The organism is Maribacter sp. 4U21 (assembly GCF_002742365.1).
Taxonomy (GTDB): domain Bacteria; phylum Bacteroidota; class Bacteroidia; order Flavobacteriales; family Flavobacteriaceae; genus Maribacter.
The window spans coordinates 39,726-58,644 of record NZ_MDGN01000023.1; the positions used below are offsets into that span (position 1 = coordinate 39,726).

Sequence of the window (18,919 nt, forward strand, 5' to 3'; positions counted from 1 at the left end):
TTGAATTTATAATCCAGTTGAGGATTGTTGTAATGAGTGATTTAAATTTTTTTGAAAAGGTTATATAACGGAGCGTTCTGCAAAACGCTCCGTTTCCTTTTCCGTTTTTTGATTTTAGTGCTGATTCATTCTAAAGTCAGAATAGGCATCCATTCCATGTTCATGGATATCCAAGCCTTCCAATTCTTCTTCTTTAGAAACTCTTAGACCTAAAGTAGCTTTTAACACGCCCAGTATTATTCCTGAGGTTATGATACAAAAGGCTCCGATGATAAGTATACCATAAAGTTGCGTTAAGAATTGTTCTCCGCCAGCTTTTGCACCGAATATCCCTACGGCAAGCGTTCCCCAGATACCACAAATTAAGTGTACGGTAATTGCGCCTACAGGGTCATCTAGTTTTAATTTGTCTATCAAAGCAACACCTAGTACTATAATAATACCAGCTAGAAAACCAATAACTATTGCCTCGTTAGGAGACATTAAATCCGCGCCCGCTGTAATACCGACCAATCCACCAAGGATACCGTTAAGGAACATGGTCAAATCTAAATTCTTGTAAAGAATTGTGGAAAGAATGAAAGCTCCAAAACCACCTGCTGCTGCTGCTAAACTTGTAGTCACAAGAACAAGGGAAGTTAACTCAGGGTCTGCAGAAAGGACAGAACCACCGTTAAACCCGAACCATCCTAACCAAAGGATGAGTACCCCGGCAGTTGCTAAAGGTATATTGTGTCCAGGAATTGCCTTTGCCTTACCATCTTTGCCGAATTTGCCTATTCTTGCGCCTAATAAGGCAACGGCTACAAGAGCGGCCCATCCGCCAACTGAGTGTACTAAAGTAGAACCTGCAAAATCATAGAATCCCCAAGAATCCAAGAAACCACCTCCCCATTTCCATGCGCCTACTATTGGGTATACCAAGCCTACATAGAATACGGTAAATATCATGAATGAACCTATTTTAATACGTTCCGCTACGGCACCGGAAACAATTGTTGCCGCTGTTGCTGCGAACATTCCTTGAAAAAGGAAATCTGTCCACCACGTATAACCACCATCTGCATAATCTGGTGTCATTCCTCCTTCTGGAGCGCCAATACCGAAGCCGGCGAATTTTAATATACCCATATCTCCGTCTTCAAAGCCCGGATACATTAGGTTAAAGCCAAAGGCATAATAAAGTAAGAGACCCCCTGTAATAATAAATATATTCTTGAATAAGATGTTAATCGTGTTCTTTTGTCTTGTTAAGCCAATTTCTAAAAAGGCAAAACCAGTATGCATGAAGAATACCAATGCGGTAGCCAACATCATCCATACATTATTCGCTGTAAATAATCCTGCGTCCATTTTAATAAAGTTTTAGTTAGTGCTTCTGAGTTAGTTGATTCCTGCTTGACCGCTTTCTTTCGTTCTTATGCGATAGGCTTCTATGACATCGGAAACAAATATTTTGCCATCCCCTACGTTGCCGGAGTAAGCCGATTCTAGGATAGTGCTGACCGTTTTGTCTAAAAACTCATCGGAAACTACTATAGAAAGATATCTTCGCTGTATATCTGTAGTACTATAGGATATTCCTCTATAGACATGTCCCTGTTTTTCATTTCCAACTCCGGTTACATCCCAGTAACTGAAGAAATTAACCTCGATTTGATGCAATGCCTCTTTGACATCGTCAAATTTGGATTTTCTGATAATTGCCTCGATTTTTTTCATTTTATATTAATTTTAATGCGGTAAATGTATGTTAAAAAAATTAACACCCTCATTTTTTGAGGGTATCTAAGTGTATTTTTATGTTTATTATAATTTATACCCTTAAAAATTAGAGGTATGCTTAAATAATCATATAAATTTTGAGGATATGAAGATACTGCTCAACCATTATTAGCAGAAAATTGAAAATAAGATATAGAAAACCTTATTTTTTTGACGAATCATTAGAAAGAAAGGCAAAACCATATAAATTATTCAAAATATAAAAAGATGATAGCTTAATGTTAGTATTATAACAATTTGGAAATCCAAAGCCCTAAAGAGACGGCCAGGATACCGATTACAATACTACCTATGGTGTACACTGAAAAATGAAGTAGGGTTGATTCCTTTAATAAGGAATGGCCTTCTAGCGCAAAAGTAGAGAAAGTTGTAAAGCCGCCGCAAAAACCTGTGGCCAATAAGAGCGTTTGGTTTTGGGATAATAAGTTATTCTTAATGGTGATACCTAATAAAAGTCCAATGAGTAAACATCCAATGATGTTCACTAAAAAAGTACCTAAATAAAAATTTGAATAACAAGGGTTGAGAATCTTTGAAATCCAATAGCGAAGTACACTACCTAAACCACCACCAATAAAAACAAGCACTATTTGTTTCATACCTTATAAAAGTAAAAAACTAAACTGCCTTTTTGTAATTAGTACTAAGTAAATCTATAGGATAGATAATAGATGTTGGTGCATCATTAAATTTCGGTGCAGGTTTTTTCGTCTTTTTGTTTATGCTCTGTAAACTGCTCAACAAAATGATTGCATTTAAACCAACCAGAATAAAAAAAATTGTAAAGAATGTCATCATAATTTATTGCCCCTTATAGATGAATAACGCAAAATTACGTTATTTGGTATATTATACGTGGAAAAGTAGTTTTTTGTTGTGTAGAGGACAATTTTTGTGGTGTACGTAAAATTTTGGCTAATTTTTAAGGAAATACTTAATAATAAAGAGTGTAAACAAGAAGATTACGAAGAATATTCCTACCCATTTTACACCTTTGTAATTTTTTTGATGCAATTTAAGGTCTTTACGGTAGGCGAAAACGATAATTATGATAAAAGAGAGTGCAAAAAGGATTGCAAAAACGATTTGTCCCGTGCTGAACATATTTCATATTTTTACGCAAAGCTACGTCAAAAACCAAGGTAATAGATGAAAAATAAAATTAATGCAGTACAGCAGTTTCACGAGTCTTTCGGATTAGGTGTTTCTGAGGAAATGAAAGCGGATTTGGGTAAAGAAAAAAATCTCTTACGCTTTAATTTGATGGATGAGGAAAACAAGGAATACCTAGAAGCTGCTATGGACAACGATTTGGTAGAGGTCGCAGATGCCTTGGGAGATATGTTATATATACTTTGTGGTACTATTTTGGAACACGGTATGCAGTATAAAATAGAGGAGGTATTTGAAGAAATTCAACGCAGCAATATGAGTAAATTGGGTGCCGATGGTAAACCTATATATCGAGAGGACGGAAAAGTACTTAAGGGACCTAATTATTTTAAACCGGACATCTCGGCAATTTTAAACAAATAAAAAAGGGGCAAACTGCCCCTTTTTTTTATGCTGTCACTTTAAATCGCCAGCCATACTTATCCGCAGATTTGTTGTATTGTATATCGGTAATAATTTTCTTAAGCTTGGAACCGTAGCTGTTCTCCAATTGTGGCAGGTTGTAGTCTTGGTCCTTATAACCAAATGCCGATATGGGAGATATCACTGCCGCAGTTCCTGCTCCGAACATTTCTTTTAAGGTGCCTTGTTTGGCGGCTTCTACTACCTCTGTTACGGATATTTTCCTCACCTCGGTCGCAATTCCTTCGTCCGCTGCAATTTTTAAAATACTTTTTCTTGTAATTCCGTCTAAAATCCTGTCGCTCGTAGGTCCGGTAATCAAAGTATCGTTTATGCGAATGAAAATATTCATTGCACCAGCCTCCTCTATATACTCGTGTTCGGTATCGTCAGTCCAGATTACTTGGTTGTATCCTTTTTCTATGGCCAGTTGGGTAGGGTAGAACTGTCCTGCATAATTCCCACCTGCCTTTGCGTAACCCACACCTCCATTGGCAGACCTTGAATAGGTCTGTTCAATGAGCACCTTTACCTTACCGGAAAAGTAAGCTCCGGAAGGAGCGCAGGCAATTATAAATTTATAAGCGTCCGCTGGTGAGGCATGAAAACCTTTGCCAGAAGCAAAAATAAAGGGGCGTACATATAAGGATGAGCCTTCCTTTGTTGGAATAAATGCTTCGTCCAATTGCAATAGTTTGGTCAGACCTTCCATAAAATATGCTTCAGGAAGTTCTGGTATGGATAATCTTTTTGCAGAAATGTTTAAACGCTTGTGGTTATCCAAAGGCCGGAATAAAAAGATGGCACCTTTTTCGTCCTTGTAGGCTTTCATACCTTCGAAAATGGATTGACCATAATGGAAAATCTTTGAAGATGGGTCCAATGTTATAGGTTGATAAGGAATAATTTTTGGAGTTTCCCATTTACCATTCTTATAATCACAAACCAACATATGGTCAGAAAACACGGATCCAAACGCAAGATTGTCAAAATCTATTTGATCAATTTTAGAGGTGGCCGCTTTTTCTACGATAATATTATTTGTCTCAGTATGCATTTAAAATCATATTAGAAGGATAAAATTAATTAAATATACGGATTGAGGCTTCTTTTTAAGTCCAAAAATGCCCAGTTTTGTAGTACAATCTCAATTTTTACAAAATATGAAAGGTTTTAACATTTTACTTGTTGTTTTATTTGTCTCGTTTTCTTCCGTGGGACAAGATTCTCAGGGTAACGAAAATGGTTTGAAGAGCTATGGTGCTGCAATTACCCTAGAAAATACCAAAGAGGCAAAACATATGTTGGATGCATACCATACTATGACGGCCGCAGATACCTTGCAGACCAAGTTTACTGCTAGGGTTAAAGAGGTTTGTAAAGTCAAGGGATGTTGGATGAAATTGGATATGGCAAATGGTGAAGAAGTTATGGTCCGTTTTAAGGACTATGGATTTTTTATGCCTACGGATATCGAAGGAAAGGATGTTGTAGTCAACGGTTTAGCTTTTGTTGAAGAAATGAATGTTGAAGATCAAAGACATTATGCTAAGGACGGCGGCGCCTCCGATGAAGAAATTGGAAAAATTGTGACGCCTAAAAGAACACTTGGCTTTGAAGCTGATGGTGTGTTGTTGAAACAATAATTTGGAAAGGGAGATAATCACTACCGGTGATGGTTCTAAGACCATACAGTTAAAAGGTTGGAATGAGCAATATCATTCTAAACACGGTGCTATACAGGAAGCGTATCACGTTTTTATAACAAACGGACTCTACCTTTTTGAAAAGACCGATGTTGCCATCTTGGAAATTGGTTTTGGAACGGGTTTAAACGCCTTTATCACATTCTTAGAGAGTAAAAAGAATGAACTGAATATTGATTATACGGGTGTAGAGGCTTTTCCTGTTAGTGCGGAAGAAATTCACCAATTGGCTTATGTGGATGCCCTTGCGGTTCCTGAAATGGATACTGTCTTTAAGAAGTTTCACGATAGTGAATGGAATAAAGAGGTAGTAATTGCGCCCCATTTTCATTTGCAGAAGCAACGATTGGATTTTAGGGATATCAAAGCTAAAAACTTGTTTAACCTTATTTATTTTGATGCTTTTGGTGCAAGAGTTCAGCCAGAACTATGGACAGTTTCAATTTTTGGTAAAATGTTCGATGCCTTAAAATCAAATGGATACCTTGTTACCTACGCAGCCAAGGGTAGCGTTAGGAGGGCCATGCAAGAAGTCGGTTTTCAGGTCGAAAGACTTCCCGGTCCGCCTGGTAAAAGAGAAATGTTACGAGGTTTCAAGCCTTAAACCAGAGCCTGAATTATATTACAAGAACTCTTCACAGGTTAAACAAAGGTGTTAAATCCAAATTAAAGTGTCTGTCAGCTTCCTTTTTATGCAATATCTTTAGGTTATGAAAGTATTGATAACTGGTGCAACAGGTTTAGTAGGAAGTGAAATCGTTCGTCAATGTCACGATAAAGGATATGACGTTAATTACCTCACTACAAGCAAGCATAAAATAGTTTCTGAACATAATTATCAAGGTTTTTATTGGGACCCATCAAAGAACCTGATAGACGATGCCTGTTTGAATGGAGTTTCTGTGATCATCAATTTAGCAGGAGCCAGTATTTCCAAAAGATGGACATCAAGCTACAAAAAAAAAGTGTTGAACAGTCGGGTTAATTCTTTGAGGACCCTCTATAAGGCTATTGAAAAAGGTTCCTTTGATACTATAGCGTCTTTTGTATCGGCGTCGGCCATAGGTATTTATCCATCTTCACAAAGTAATTATTATGATGAGGACTGTGAGCAAGTAGATGACAGTTTTCTTGGAGAAGTAGTTTCCAAGTGGGAAGAAGAAATAGATGCATTTAAAGTCTTGAACCTCAGTGTTTCCAAGGTCCGCGTAGGTCTGGTCATGTCCAATGATGGTGGTGCGTTACCAGAGATGGCAAAGCCCATTAAGTATTATGTAGGAGCTGCCTTTGGAAGTGGTGACCAATGGCAATCTTGGATTCACATTTCGGATTTGGCTAAAATGTTCCTTTTCTTAGGAGAGAATAATCTTAGAGGTACTTTTAATGGTGTAGCTCCAAACCCCGTTAGCAATAACAAATTAGTGAGGGAAATAGCCAAGGCACTTAAAAGACCGCTGTTTCTGCCAAATATTCCAAAGTTCGTAATGAAGGCTATACTCGGGGAAATGTCCTATATTCTCTTTGCCAGCCAAAGGGTCAGTAGCAAAAAAATAGAGGAGGAGGGCTTTAATTTTACCTTCAGAAATATTTGTTCAGCATTGGAAGATATCTATGGACTAAATGGTTTCTGTGCTCAAAAAGAAACTGCAATCGAAAAAGAATACGCTTCATAGATAAGAGCGTACCGATATATTTAGATAGAAATCCGCTTTTGGCGGATTTTTTAATATTCCTTTGTGACATTTTGACATTTTTAAAGATTTGGCAGTACTTTTGCCACCTCAAATTCGGTCTTAAATAAGGAATAGATATGAGTGATAAAAATAAAGCTGAAGATATAGAGGATGCTGTTTCCAAAGAGGAAGAAGTCATTGAAAATGAAGGCGAAGCCCTAGAACAAGAACAATTGAGCGAGGAAGAGCAGTTGAGGGAGGACTTGGGTAAGGAAAAAGATAAATTTTTGAGATTGTTCGCAGAGTTTGAAAACTATAAAAAACGCACATCCAAAGAACGGATGGATCTTTTTAAAACCGCGGGCCAAGAAGTTATCGTATCCTTATTACCTGTATTGGATGATTTTGATCGCGCCCTAAAAGAACTTTCCAAATCCGAGGATAAAGAAATGTTCAAGGGAGTTGAACTCATCAACGGCAAACTGAACGAAACTTTAAAATCTAAAGGTCTTCAAAATGTAGCGGTAGATTCAGGAGATACTTTTGATGCTGAAGTCCATGAAGCCATTACGCAGATTCCTGCACCCAATAAGAAAATGAAGGGTAAAGTTATTGACGTGATCGAGAAAGGCTATAAACTTGGGGACAGAATTATTCGCCATCCAAAAGTGGTTGTTGGAAAATAAAGAGAGGTATGAAAGAAGATTATTACGATATTCTTGGTGTAAGTAAGGGAGCTTCCGCTGCTGAGATTAAAAAGGCCTATCGCAAGAAGGCACTACAGTATCACCCTGATAAGAATCCCGGTGATGCCAAGGCAGAGGAGATGTTCAAAAAGTCTGCCGAAGCATATGAAGTATTAAGTGACGCCGATAAAAAAGCACGTTACGACCAGTTTGGACATGCCGCTTTTGAAGGTGGTGGTGGTTTTGGTGGCGGCGGAATGAACATGGATGATATATTCAGTCAATTCGGTGATATTTTTGGCAGTGCCTTTGGAGGCGGTGGTTTCGGTGGTTTTAGCGGCTTTGGCGGTGGTGGTCAAAGAAGGGCTAAAGGAAGTAACCTAAGAATTAGAGTTAAACTTTCATTGGAGGAAATCGCTAATGGTGTTGAGAAGAAAGTTAAGGTAAGACGAAAAATACAGGCGGAAGGGGTTACCTATAAAACCTGTACTACCTGTAACGGTCGAGGTCAGGTAACCAAAGTTCAAAATACGATCCTTGGTCGCATGCAAACCTCTGCTACTTGTAGTACTTGCGGAGGTAGCGGTCAGATTTTAGATGGAAAACCCGGAGATGCAGATGCGCAGGGATTAAAAGTTGCCGAGGAAACTGTTTCCATTAATATTCCAGCGGGTGTTGAAGAAGGTATGCAGCTCAAAGTTCCGGGCAAAGGTAATGATGCCCCCGGTAACGGTGTACCTGGAGACTTATTGGTTGCTATAGAAACGCAAGAACACAATACCCTAAAACGAGAAGGTGATAATTTACATTATGATCTTTATGTGAGTATTTCTGAAGCTGTATTGGGAACCTCAAAAGAAATAGATGCCGTTGGCGGGAAAGTTAGAATAAAATTAGAACCGGGTATACAGTCGGGAAAAATCTTAAGATTACGAGGTAAAGGCATTTCTAGCCTTAATGGTTACGGAAGTGGCGACTTACTGGTACACGTTAATGTTTGGACCCCCAAAGAACTTAATAAGGAGCAAAAAGAATTTTTTCAGCGTATGCAGGGCAATGAAAATTTTGAGCCTAAACCGGAAAAATCAGATAAATCTTTTTTTGAAAAAGTTAAAGATATGTTCTCTTAATACTAAAATCATTGATTTTTAAATAAAAAACGTATATTTGGTTTGATATTGGGAAACTAATATCAATTTTCTTTTTCATAGCAATTTTTTTCCCATCCTTAATCTTTTGAGGGTGGGTTTTGCTTTTAAGGAAGTTTGTTATCTTATTTTTTAAAGGCTAAGCGCTTATATAATTGATTCGACCAGCATTAAGTTTGTGTTGTTGCCCTCCATGTTCCCTGCCTTTTAAAACATTTCAATATCTTTGGACAAATTGCCTACATGAACAATATTTTGGTCACTAAAGAGGTTACCAAACAGTACGGAAACTATACTGCTTTAAAGAATATCTCCTTAGAAATTCCTAATAATAGTATTTACGGATTGTTAGGCCCCAACGGTGCCGGTAAGACTACCCTAATACGTATCATTAACCAAATTACCTATCCAGACAAGGGAGCGGTTCTATTTGATGGTGAAATCCTAAAACCAGAACATATTTCGCAAATAGGCTATCTGCCAGAGGAACGCGGTCTCTATAAGAGTATGAAGGTCGGAGAGCAAGCCTTGTACTTAGCGCAACTCAAAGGATTGTCAAAAGCAGATGCCAAGGCTAAACTTAAATTTTGGTTCGATCGTCTGGAAATCGGAGATTGGTGGAACAAGAAAATCCAGGAGCTTTCCAAAGGTATGGCACAGAAAATACAGTTCATTGTTACCGTACTTCATGAGCCAAAACTTTTGATTTTTGACGAGCCTTTCAGTGGCTTTGATCCCATTAATGCCAATCTTATAAAAGATGAAATACTAAAGCTTAAGGACGCAGGCACATCGATAATATTCTCTACCCACCGTATGGAATCTGTGGAGGAATTATGCGAATATATTGCACTTATACATCAATCTGAAAAAATATTGGACGGTAAATTAAGTGACATTAAAAAAGCGTACAAGAACAATATTTTTGAAGTCGGTTTGGAAATTGAGAATCCCGATAATTTTTTGACCCAGTTAAAGGAAAAATTTACCATACTAAGTTCGGAATACGATACGGGAGAGAATCAGCTTAATTTCTCCGTGCAATTAGAATCTAATGAATCAAGACCCATGCTACACTATTTAGGAGACAAAGCCAATGTAAATAGTTTCGTGGAGACCATACCATCGGCAAACGACATATTTATACGAACTATAAAAAGTAAAGGTATTTCTCATGAATAAGTTACCGTTGATCATTAAACGAGAGTATCTGGCAAAAGTCCGTAATAAATCCTTTGTGATTATGACTTTTTTGAGTCCTATCCTTATGGTCGGTATGATTTTACTTATTGCCTATCTGACCAAATTAAACGATAACGAAAAAAGAGTGATATCGGTTTTAAACGAGAGCGATTATTTTTCCAATTCTTTTTTAACAACGGATACTACATCCTTTGTACGATTTAAGGATATAAGTTTAGAAGAAGCAAAGGACTCTACCTTGAACATGGGTTATTATGGTTTGGTCTATCTCCCCAATGAAGCTGACTTGGAAAAGGTAGCAAAAAGGTCGTTTTTCTACAGTAAGGAATCACCTAGTACATCGGTCTTGGAAAAATTAGAAGCCTTGTTCAAGGACAGACTGCGGCAAGAGCGGTTGCGAGAACTTGGCATATCTGCCCAGCAATATTCAGAAATGGATAGCTCATATGAATTGAATATCTCCACTTTCTCGGGGGAACAGAACCTTAAAGGCATCAATGAGATAAAAGCTGTTATTGGCGGTGGGTTCGGATATCTTATTATGATGTTCATTATTATTTACGGAGGCTTTGTAATGCGCAGTGTTATCGAGGAAAAAACCAGTAGAATAATAGAAGTCATTATATCTTCTGTTAAGCCTTTTCAGTTAATGTTGGGTAAAATTATCGGTACTTCTTTAGCTGGCATTACTCAGTTTGGAATATGGATAGTATCCGGTACGCTATTATTGGTTATTGCATTGACCATTTTTGACATAGACCCGGCCACCATTTCCGGAGGAGGTCTAAACCCCACCGGAGTAGATACAGGAATGCCATCTGCGGATATGACCATGCAGTTGTATGCTCAAGAACTTTTTGATATTCCCTGGGTCATGCTAATCACTTTCTTCCTGGTCTACTTTGTTTTGGGGTATTTAATTTATAGTTCCATATACGCCGCTATCGGGGCTGCCGTGGATAACGAGACAGATACGCAGCAATTTATTTTTCCGATAATCCTGCCTCTAATTCTGGCCATATATGTTGGCTTCTTTTCGGTTTTCAGTAATCCGCACGGGCCAATCGCCGTGGGTTTCTCCCTTTTTCCACTTACATCCCCTATTGTGATGTTAATGAGACTACCGGGAGGTATAGGTGAGGGAGGTGTTCCGGTCTGGCAATTGATAACATCCATTTTAATATTAATAGCTACCTTTATTGGTATCGTTTGGTTGGCAGCAAAAATATACCGCGTGGGAATCCTTATGTACGGTAAAAAACCAAGCTATAAGGAACTTTTTAAATGGCTTAAGTATTAACTATGATTCAGGAGGAAACCGAAAAACTAAAGGAAATTATCGAGGATGATATCTGGGGTACCATTAAGGAGTTTTTGAACTTGGGGTTTCACTATGGAGAAGGTGAAAAATCAATCCACATTACCATAGGGCTATTACTTTTACTAACCGCCGCTTTTATTGTCACCAGTTTTTTTCTTAGATGGATTCGCCAGTTTTTTACCCGAAAAATGGAGAACGATGATAAACTGAAGTTTGTTAGTATTTTCAAGTTTATCAAGTACGTGGTCTATATCGTAGTAATACTGTTTACCATGAGTACTGCGGGCATTGACATTACCATACTCATTACGGCTTCGGCCGCTTTATTCGTGGGTCTAGGGCTTGCCTTGCAGGAACTGTTCCAAGATATCATTGGGGGGATATTTATTATTTTGGATAAATCGCTCAGGGTAGGAGATATTGTAGAAGTAGACAATCGGGTAGGAAAGGTTTTTGAGATTAAACTCCGCACCACTAGGGCCATTACCAGAGACGATAAGGTGATCATAATACCCAACCACAAGTTCATTAGTGATATTGTCTATAATTATACCCAAAACCACAAGACCACTAGAGAGGATGTTACTATTGGAGTCGCATACGGAAGTGATGTTCAATTGGTTACCAAAATATTGGAGGAGGTGGTTCAAAACCAAAGGGGAGTACTTAAAAACCCGAAGCCTTTTGTATTATTCGAAGATTTTGGGGATTCCGCATTGCTGTTTTCTTTGAACTTTTTTATTAGTGATAGTTTTACGGACCCCAGGATAAAGAGTGAAATTCGGTATAAAATCGATGCCGAATTTAGAAAAAATAATGTGGTCATACCTTTTCCACAGCGAGATGTGCATATTTTCCAGCAAAAACCGTTTCAATATAGTAATGTTCAAAATACAGATAAAGAATGGGGCATGGGCGAAGATTAGGACTGGTATTTTTTGTTTTTTCTGTCGCTCTTACCATCGCTCAAACTCCAGATGTCTTTAGGGCGGAATACATGTTGATGCCAGAGAATAGTTTTGATGTTAGGACCACCAGAATAAAATTATTGGCCAATGTCCCTATACCGGTACGTGAAAAGAAGGATTTTGTAGTTCTAGGTGCGGAGTACAACAAGTTTGATTATACCGTACCCCAAACCACTTTGCCAAATGCGGCCGACCTCAGTAATTTTCACGTGCTGGACGTAAATTTTGCGTATGTGTACAAGTGGAACGAGGATTGGCGTTTTATAGGAGTGGTGACACCGCGTTGGGCATCGACTTTCACAGACGGAATTCAAAGAGAGGATTTTAATATTAACTATACCGCCGGAGGATATAAAGAAAAAAAGAACGTGGAGAAGCCCTATAGGTTGGTATTGGGCCTTTCCTATAGCGCTACTTCTCCCATTCAGGTGCCACTGCCTTTTGTGTATTACGAAAAGCGTTTTAGGCCTAATTGGGCCTATACCATAGGTGTGCCAAAAACGGGCATCAAATTATACACCAAAAAACAACATTTTTTGCAGGCAGAGCTTTTCTTGGACGGGTATTACGTAAATATTCAGAATAATATACTTCTTTCAAATAATAATTTATCTACGGATATTTCACATACGGCATTATTATTGACCCTTGGTTATCAGTATAAGTTTACTAAAGATATTTCTGTTTATCTTTTAGGGGGGCATACCATAACGCAAAACGGAGTGTTAAGGGATCGTGACCGACAGAATATTTTTACACTCAATAATGGACCCGGGTTGTATTTCAGGACGGGATTTAGAATAGGAATTTAAAATAGGAATATGTCAAAGATTTTGGTAATAGAGGATGAGGCCGCAATTAGAAGAGTATTGGTTAAAATACTATCTGAGGAGAACAACGCTTATGTTTTAGAGGAAGCGGAAGATGGCCTCAAGGGGTTGGAAACCATAAAGAATAACGATTACGACTTGGTACTCTGTGATATAAAGATGCCAAAAATGGATGGTGTTGAGGTACTGGAGGCTGCCAGAAAAATTAAACCGGAAATACCTTTTATTATGATTTCTGGCCATGGAGATTTAGATACCGCAGTGAACACTATGAGACTGGGAGCCTTCGACTATATTTCTAAACCGCCGGATTTAAACAGACTGCTAACTACTGTTAGAAATGCACTGGATAGAAAAGAACTTGTGGTAGAGAACAAAATATTAAAGAAAAAAGTTAGCAAGAACTATGAAATGGTTGGCGAGAGTCAAGAGATTGAAGCCATTAAGGACATGATAGAAAAAGTGGCTCCAACAGATGCACGGGTTCTTATTACGGGTTCTAATGGAACGGGTAAGGAACTGGTTGCACATTGGATACATGAAAAAAGTGCAAGAAGTAGCGCACCCTTTATAGAAGTGAACTGTGCGGCAATACCTTCTGAATTGATAGAAAGCGAACTTTTTGGACATGTAAAAGGGGCATTTACCTCTGCGGTCAAAGACCGTGCGGGAAAATTTGAAGCGGCAAATAAGGGAACCATTTTCTTGGACGAAATCGGTGATATGAGCTTATCTGCCCAAGCCAAGGTACTTAGGGCTTTACAGGAGAGTAAAATTTCTCGTGTGGGTACAGATAAGGATATTAAGGTAGACGTTAGGGTCGTAGCGGCTACTAACAAGGACTTACAGCAAGAAATAGCGGACGGTAAATTCCGTGAAGACCTGTATCATAGGTTGGCCGTTATCTTAATTAAAGTCCCGGCATTAAATGAGAGAAGGGATGACATTCCTTTATTAATCAACCACTTTACAAAAAAAGTAACGGAGGAGCAGGGTATAGCTGATAAATCGTTCTCTAAAGAAGCCATAAAACTTCTTAAAGCCTATGATTGGACGGGTAATATTCGTGAATTACGAAATGTTGTTGAACGTCTTATTATATTAGGCGGTGATGAAGTTTCTGAGGATGACGTAAAGTTGTTCGCTAGCAAATAAAGAAATCATTTGGCAGCGCAGGTTCCAATACGACGATGCGCCGCAAGGGTTATTTCTTTTGTTCTAAGGTTGTAGTATATTTTACCTTCGGATAGGTTATCCCTTAATAGTTCCTTTTCACAGTGTTCTATAATTCTAGAAGTAAAGGCGCGTGCTTCTTTACAATTTACCGTTTCTACAACTTTGCTCAAGGATACACTATATTTTTCTAAAGAAGCGTCTATCTTTTGATATAGTAATTTTACGGGTTTCTTAGCTATAGCAGAGCCATTGGAGGCCGTATCAACGGTATCAATGATTGCCATATTTTCGTTAAATTTTACTTTGTGCAAATGATGGTCCTGTAAGGCGTTTAGACTACCCATGGTATTCTCTAAAGAACGTAATAAATATATCCGCGTAGCATCTAGGGTAGTTGCTTTGGTCGCCAGTTTCAAATTCTTAAGTCCCTCTAGTAAATTTTGCTCTGCGAACTCACATCCACAGATTTCCAATTGCTTTTTTGATTTTTCAATAGCATTTAAGGCTTTGTAGGCCAAATAACGCGCTTGGTTGATATCATCGATCGCTATCGCTTTTTCTGTTTTGGTTCTTGCAAAATCAATATTGGCGCCGGCATATTCACATTCCGTACTACCTTTAAAAGAAGAAAAAAGGAGGAACGCCACAATAGCGTATGAGTAAATGTAGGTTTTGTTCATTATAATAGATTTGGCGTAAAATTTGGGACTTTTACAAGGATAAAGTTAATTATGGGAGGCACTAGTAGCGCTTTTTATTCGATGGAAAGGCTGCCATTTACGTTTATTGGTTGAAATGTATATTTCAAGGGTTTAATGACCATCTTTTTTTGACCTTTTAACCTATTTCAAAAATTAAATCTTTTATATTTCGGTATGGATTATATAAATAGTAGTGCGTATAGAGTCACGGGACCGATGAAAATTTCAGAAGTTCCCACACGAGAAGATTTTGGACTTTCAGATAAACAACTAAAAAAAGACCTTAAGATAACTAGGAGAGAACTGGGTGAATTTCAAGATATGCTCTATGCCCACGGAAAGTATAGCGTTCTTATTTGTCTGCAAGGCATGGATACCTCCGGTAAGGATAGTCTTATTCGTGAAGTCTTTAAGGATTTCAATGTCAGTGGTGTTGAGGTGCACAGTTTTAAGGTGCCTACGGAATTGGAACTGGACCATAATTATTTATGGAGACACTATATAGCGTTACCGGCCAAAGGCAAATTCGGGGTATTCAATAGAACACACTACGAAAACGTATTGGTGACCAGGGTACATCCAGAGTACATTTTGGGAGAGCGTATACCTGGCATACATTCCGTTGCGGATATACAACAGAAATTCTGGGACAAGCGTTTTGAACAGATCAATAATTTTGAAAGGCATTTGTTCGAGAACGGTACTATTATTTTTAAGTTTTTCCTTCATCTCTCCAAAGAGGAACAGCGTCAGCGGTTGTTGCGTAGGTTGGACATTAGGGAAAAACACTGGAAATTTTCTCCAGGAGATTTAAAAGAACGAAAATTATGGGAGGCCTATCAATCTTGTTATGAGGAGGCGATAAATAATACATCTAAATCCTACGCGCCATGGGATGTCATTCCGGCCGATAATAAAAAAGCGGCTCGGGTCATTGTCGCTACAATCCTGTTAGAAAGGTTAAAAAAATATAAAGATATCAGGGAGCCAGCCTTGGACGCTAAAATAATGGCTAATTTAGAAACCTATGAAAATCAACTACAAGGTGAAAGATAAGATAGGCCTACTGGCATTATTACTTTTTTTAGCAGGCACAGTTCAGGCCCAGAACAAAGACGAGATTCAGATTCGTAAAATTTACGATACCGCACTGGAAGATGGAAAGGCGTATGATTGGTTAAATTACCTTTCCAATCAGATTGGTGGACGTCTTTCGGGTTCTATACAGGCAGAACAAGCCGTAAACTATACCAAATCGCAATTAGATTCCTTGGGCTTGGACCGTGTATGGTTACAGCCGGTAATGGTGCCCAAATGGGTAAGGGGTACACCGGAATTCGCCTATTTTGAAACCACACCGGGGGTTACCACAAATGTACCTATCACCGCACTTGGTGGTTCTGTACCTACACCGCAAAAGGGTGTTAAGGCCAAAATCATAGAGGTACAAGGGCTAGAGGAACTGGAGTCTTTGGGAAGAGAAAAAATTCAAGGAAAAATTGTCTTTTACAATCGTCCTATGGATGCTAAACTGATCAATACCTTTTCTGCGTATTCCGGAGCCGTAGACCAAAGGGGTAGAGGCGCCGTAGCCGCTTCAAAATACGGTGCTCTTGGGGTCATTGTGCGTTCTATGAACCTTCGTTTGGACGATTTTCCGCATACCGGAGGTATGGGCTATGGAGACTTGCCGGAAGCGGAACGAATCCCTGCAGCGGCCATTAGTACCAATGCTGCCGACCTATTGAGTACCGCGGTAAAACTGAATCCGGAAATTCTATTCTATTTTAAACAGAACTGCAAGCAGTTTCCCGATGTGCAGTCCTTTAATGTGATTGGAGAAATAAAGGGGAGTACCTATCCGGACGAAATACTGGTCGTGGGTGGTCATTTAGATTCTTGGGATTTGGGTGATGGCTCGCATGATGATGGCGCCGGATGCGTACAGAGTATGGAGGTTTTGCGAATTTTGAAGAAAACAGGTTATCAACCCAAGCGCACGATTAGGGCCGTTCTTTTTATGAACGAGGAAAATGGCCTAAGAGGTGGCAAGAAGTATGCTGAGGTAGCTCTAGCAAATAAGGAGAACCATATTTTTGCCTTGGAGAGTGATTCTGGGGGATTTACCCCAAGGGGATTTTCATTTGATACTACGGATGCCAGTTTTGAACAAGTAAAGTCCTGGGCGCATCTTTTTGAGCCTTATCTCACGAACTTGTTTACCAAAGGAGGCAGTGGTGCGGATATTGGTCCATTGAAGAACGAAACTATGGTTTTAGCCGGACTACGACCGGATTCTCAGCGGTATTTTGATTACCACCATGCAGAGAACGATACTTTTGAGCACGTAAATAAAAGAGAATTGGAACTGGGCGCCGCCGCTATGACCAGTCTTATTTATCTTTTTGATGCCTATGGTACTGATGTTTCAAAAGGAAAATAAAGAACATTTGTGTGAGTGCTGTTGGAATGGAAATAGACTTGGTAATATATTAAAATAGTCGCTTTAAGACGTTTGAAAAAAAAATGAAATGAATATATACGATATTGATTCTGATAAAGTAATTAATGCAATCGTGGCAAGTGGTTCGATAACTTATAAAGAAGCGATTGAAAAGTTGGTGCCTTTAATTAGTAAGACGGAATTTCAAAGAAAACTTCAGGATAAAAAATTCTATGAAAAATTAGAAAGAGATATAGTAGATGGATGTATAATGCCATCAATTACAATTGCATTTGTTGACAAGTCTATTAACACAAGTTCTAAAAAAGAAGATATCATTAAATTTTTTGAAAAGAATTATTCGAAATCATTCGTCTTAGATGGTATTCAAAGGCTAAATACGCTTTCAAGAGTTAGCGAATCAAAGGGAATTGATTTAGAAAAAAAACTTTATCTAAACATTGTGTACAGTGATTCGGTTGACAAATTACTTTATAGAATGATTACTCTTAATAATGGACAAAAACCAATGACGCCAAGGCATCAGGTTGAAGTAATGATGGCGAACGTTTTTGACTTTAAAGAACTTGGAATTGAAGTTCAAACTGAAAAAGAAAGAGCAGTTAAAATTAAAATGAATTCTTTCAATAAATCAGATTTAGTTCAAGCTTATCTGGCGTATATGGCGAATAGTCCTATGGTTGATAATAAAAAGATCATTCAAGAAAAAATGGATGAACTTATAGTTAACAAGATAGTATCCGCTGAAAAAGTTGAGAATGATTCAACTTTTGAAAGTGTTATAAAGTCCCTTGCTAAATTTCAGAAAAGTCCGATATCGTTAAAATGGTTGAAACAAGCTAATAATTTGGTAGGTTTTGCAGTTGGTATGAAGACATCTTCAGCAGATATTAAGAATTTGACAGTTGAGCAATTTGAGAATGCTATAAAAATTTTCGACCAAGCATTTTCCGATTTTAATCCATCAAAGATTAAGCTAGGTAAGTTAAGAAGGGAACTTTCGTATGATTACTTCAAGAATTACGATAAATTAAGAGACTTTGATAGTTTGGAATTATTAGAATATTTCAGCGAGTTGACCAATGATTAATCGCTATATATACAAAGACCCAATTTTTAAATCGACTACTAAGAATCAGAATTTAAAGATTGAGAGTTCAAATAAAATATTAAATATATTTCGATTGATATCTGGTACTATCGACTGTTTGGATACATATGACAACAAGGTTTATAAGTTTAGAGAAAATTATTCGAATTTTCCTTTCACAACTAACAGTAGAATAAATCAATCTGTAGTATTAAACAATTTTCCTGATGAGGTTCTATTAAAGGATTTGAACGAATATTTTAAACGGTCCAGATTCAATTCAAAATTCTATGGCTCTATTGAACCAGAAATAATTAAATGCCTCATTGCGGTAGAAAAAACCAACCACTTAGAAGCGTTCTTTTATTTATATAGAATTATTGAGGGAATTTCCTATTCGATACCTTTAATCTGTAAGCTTCCCTTAAAACCGAACTGTTTAAAAGTAGAATAATAATCTTTAATTTTAAACAGTATTATGAGGAAGAGCAAATTTTCACCCGTGCAGATCGCAAAGATCTTAAAGGAGTTCGACAATGGTAAGAGTGTCGAACAGATCAGCCGTGAGCACGGCGTCAGTTCGGCAAGTTTTT

At 38.1% G+C, this 18,919-nt stretch carries 20 protein-coding genes; 15 read left to right on the top strand and 5 right to left on the bottom strand.

Annotated elements, in window-relative coordinates; translation table 11 throughout:
- Window positions 1–114: 114 nt before the first annotated feature.
- The 3 genes from BFP77_RS04590 to crcB all read right to left on the bottom strand — a co-directional run bounded on the left by BFP77_RS04590 (window position 115) and on the right by crcB (window position 2,384).
- The gene (locus BFP77_RS04590) at window positions 115–1,353 is read right to left on the bottom strand and encodes an ammonium transporter (protein ID WP_099572890.1); all 1,239 of its coding nucleotides are present in this window, start codon (window positions 1,351–1,353) and stop codon (window positions 115–117) included.
- A gap of 30 nt (window positions 1,354–1,383) precedes the next feature.
- Window positions 1,384–1,722: a P-II family nitrogen regulator gene (locus BFP77_RS04595; protein ID WP_099572891.1), complete on the bottom strand. Its 339-nt coding sequence runs from the start codon at window positions 1,720–1,722 to the stop codon at window positions 1,384–1,386.
- A gap of 290 nt (window positions 1,723–2,012) precedes the next feature.
- Window positions 2,013–2,384, bottom strand: coding sequence for a fluoride efflux transporter CrcB (gene crcB, locus BFP77_RS04600; RefSeq protein ID WP_099572892.1), 372 nt, complete (start codon window positions 2,382–2,384; stop codon window positions 2,013–2,015).
- 550 nt (window positions 2,385–2,934) lie between these two features.
- On the opposite strand from crcB, the gene BFP77_RS04610 reads away from it, so the two are divergent.
- Entirely contained in the window at window positions 2,935–3,321 is a 387-nt protein-coding gene (locus BFP77_RS04610; RefSeq protein ID WP_099572894.1) for a nucleoside triphosphate pyrophosphohydrolase family protein, read from the top strand.
- Between the two features lie 25 nt (window positions 3,322–3,346).
- Here the strand turns inward: BFP77_RS04610 and BFP77_RS04615 are convergent, their stop codons facing one another.
- Complete coding sequence (locus BFP77_RS04615; protein ID WP_099572895.1) at window positions 3,347–4,417, bottom strand: branched-chain amino acid aminotransferase; 1,071 nt, start codon at window positions 4,415–4,417, stop codon at window positions 3,347–3,349.
- Window positions 4,418–4,523: 106 nt separating this feature from the next.
- On the opposite strand from BFP77_RS04615, the gene BFP77_RS04620 reads away from it, so the two are divergent.
- The 10 genes from BFP77_RS04620 to BFP77_RS04665 all read left to right on the top strand — a co-directional run bounded on the left by BFP77_RS04620 (window position 4,524) and on the right by BFP77_RS04665 (window position 14,050).
- Entirely contained in the window at window positions 4,524–5,006 is a 483-nt protein-coding gene (locus BFP77_RS04620) for a DUF4920 domain-containing protein (protein WP_099572910.1), read from the top strand.
- 1 nt (window position 5,007) lies between these two features.
- A complete protein-coding gene (gene mnmD, locus BFP77_RS04625) occupies window positions 5,008–5,670 on the top strand; it encodes a tRNA (5-methylaminomethyl-2-thiouridine)(34)-methyltransferase MnmD (protein ID WP_099572896.1) in 663 nt (220 codons plus the stop codon).
- A 106-nt stretch (window positions 5,671–5,776) separates the two neighbouring features.
- Window positions 5,777–6,739 (top strand): TIGR01777 family oxidoreductase, encoded by a 963-nt coding sequence (locus tag BFP77_RS04630; RefSeq protein WP_099572897.1) that lies wholly within the window; start codon window positions 5,777–5,779, stop codon window positions 6,737–6,739.
- A 137-nt stretch (window positions 6,740–6,876) separates the two neighbouring features.
- Window positions 6,877–7,425: a nucleotide exchange factor GrpE gene (locus BFP77_RS04635; RefSeq protein ID WP_099572898.1), complete on the top strand. Its 549-nt coding sequence runs from the start codon at window positions 6,877–6,879 to the stop codon at window positions 7,423–7,425.
- 8 nt (window positions 7,426–7,433) lie between these two features.
- On the top strand, window positions 7,434–8,555 hold the full coding sequence (dnaJ, locus tag BFP77_RS04640; RefSeq protein WP_099572899.1) for a molecular chaperone DnaJ: 1,122 nt from the start codon (window positions 7,434–7,436) through the stop codon (window positions 8,553–8,555).
- 261 nt (window positions 8,556–8,816) lie between these two features.
- Window positions 8,817–9,755: an ABC transporter ATP-binding protein gene (locus tag BFP77_RS04645; RefSeq protein WP_099572900.1), complete on the top strand. Its 939-nt coding sequence runs from the start codon at window positions 8,817–8,819 to the stop codon at window positions 9,753–9,755.
- Complete coding sequence (locus tag BFP77_RS04650; protein ID WP_099572901.1) at window positions 9,748–11,076, top strand: ABC transporter permease; 1,329 nt, start codon at window positions 9,748–9,750, stop codon at window positions 11,074–11,076. The genes BFP77_RS04645 and BFP77_RS04650 overlap by 8 nt, the downstream gene beginning before the upstream one ends.
- Before the next feature lie 2 nt (window positions 11,077–11,078).
- Window positions 11,079–12,023: a mechanosensitive ion channel family protein gene (locus BFP77_RS04655; RefSeq protein WP_099572902.1), complete on the top strand. Its 945-nt coding sequence runs from the start codon at window positions 11,079–11,081 to the stop codon at window positions 12,021–12,023.
- Entirely contained in the window at window positions 12,002–12,877 is an 876-nt protein-coding gene (locus tag BFP77_RS04660) for a DUF6268 family outer membrane beta-barrel protein (RefSeq protein WP_143751845.1), read from the top strand. The genes BFP77_RS04655 and BFP77_RS04660 overlap by 22 nt, the downstream gene beginning before the upstream one ends.
- Before the next feature lie 9 nt (window positions 12,878–12,886).
- Window positions 12,887–14,050, top strand: a complete 1,164-nt coding sequence (locus BFP77_RS04665) for a sigma-54-dependent transcriptional regulator (RefSeq protein ID WP_099572904.1) — start codon at window positions 12,887–12,889, stop codon at window positions 14,048–14,050.
- A gap of 5 nt (window positions 14,051–14,055) precedes the next feature.
- Here BFP77_RS04665 and BFP77_RS04670 read toward each other — a convergent pair whose 3' ends face one another.
- Window positions 14,056–14,751, bottom strand: a complete 696-nt coding sequence (locus tag BFP77_RS04670) for a hypothetical protein (RefSeq protein ID WP_099572905.1) — start codon at window positions 14,749–14,751, stop codon at window positions 14,056–14,058.
- Between the two features lie 195 nt (window positions 14,752–14,946).
- Here BFP77_RS04670 and BFP77_RS04675 point away from each other — a divergent pair, with 195 nt between their 5' ends.
- The 4 genes from BFP77_RS04675 to BFP77_RS04695 all read left to right on the top strand — a co-directional run.
- A complete protein-coding gene (locus BFP77_RS04675; protein ID WP_099572906.1) occupies window positions 14,947–15,828 on the top strand; it encodes a PPK2 family polyphosphate kinase in 882 nt (293 codons plus the stop codon).
- Complete coding sequence (locus BFP77_RS04680) at window positions 15,800–17,215, top strand: M20/M25/M40 family metallo-hydrolase (RefSeq protein WP_099572907.1); 1,416 nt, start codon at window positions 15,800–15,802, stop codon at window positions 17,213–17,215. The genes BFP77_RS04675 and BFP77_RS04680 overlap by 29 nt, the downstream gene beginning before the upstream one ends.
- 88 nt (window positions 17,216–17,303) lie before the next feature.
- Window positions 17,304–18,326, top strand: coding sequence for a hypothetical protein (locus BFP77_RS04685; protein ID WP_099572908.1), 1,023 nt, complete (start codon window positions 17,304–17,306; stop codon window positions 18,324–18,326).
- A gap of 478 nt (window positions 18,327–18,804) precedes the next feature.
- Window positions 18,805–18,919: transposase (locus BFP77_RS04695; RefSeq protein ID WP_143751826.1), on the top strand; the 115-nt coding region annotated here is incomplete at its 3' end.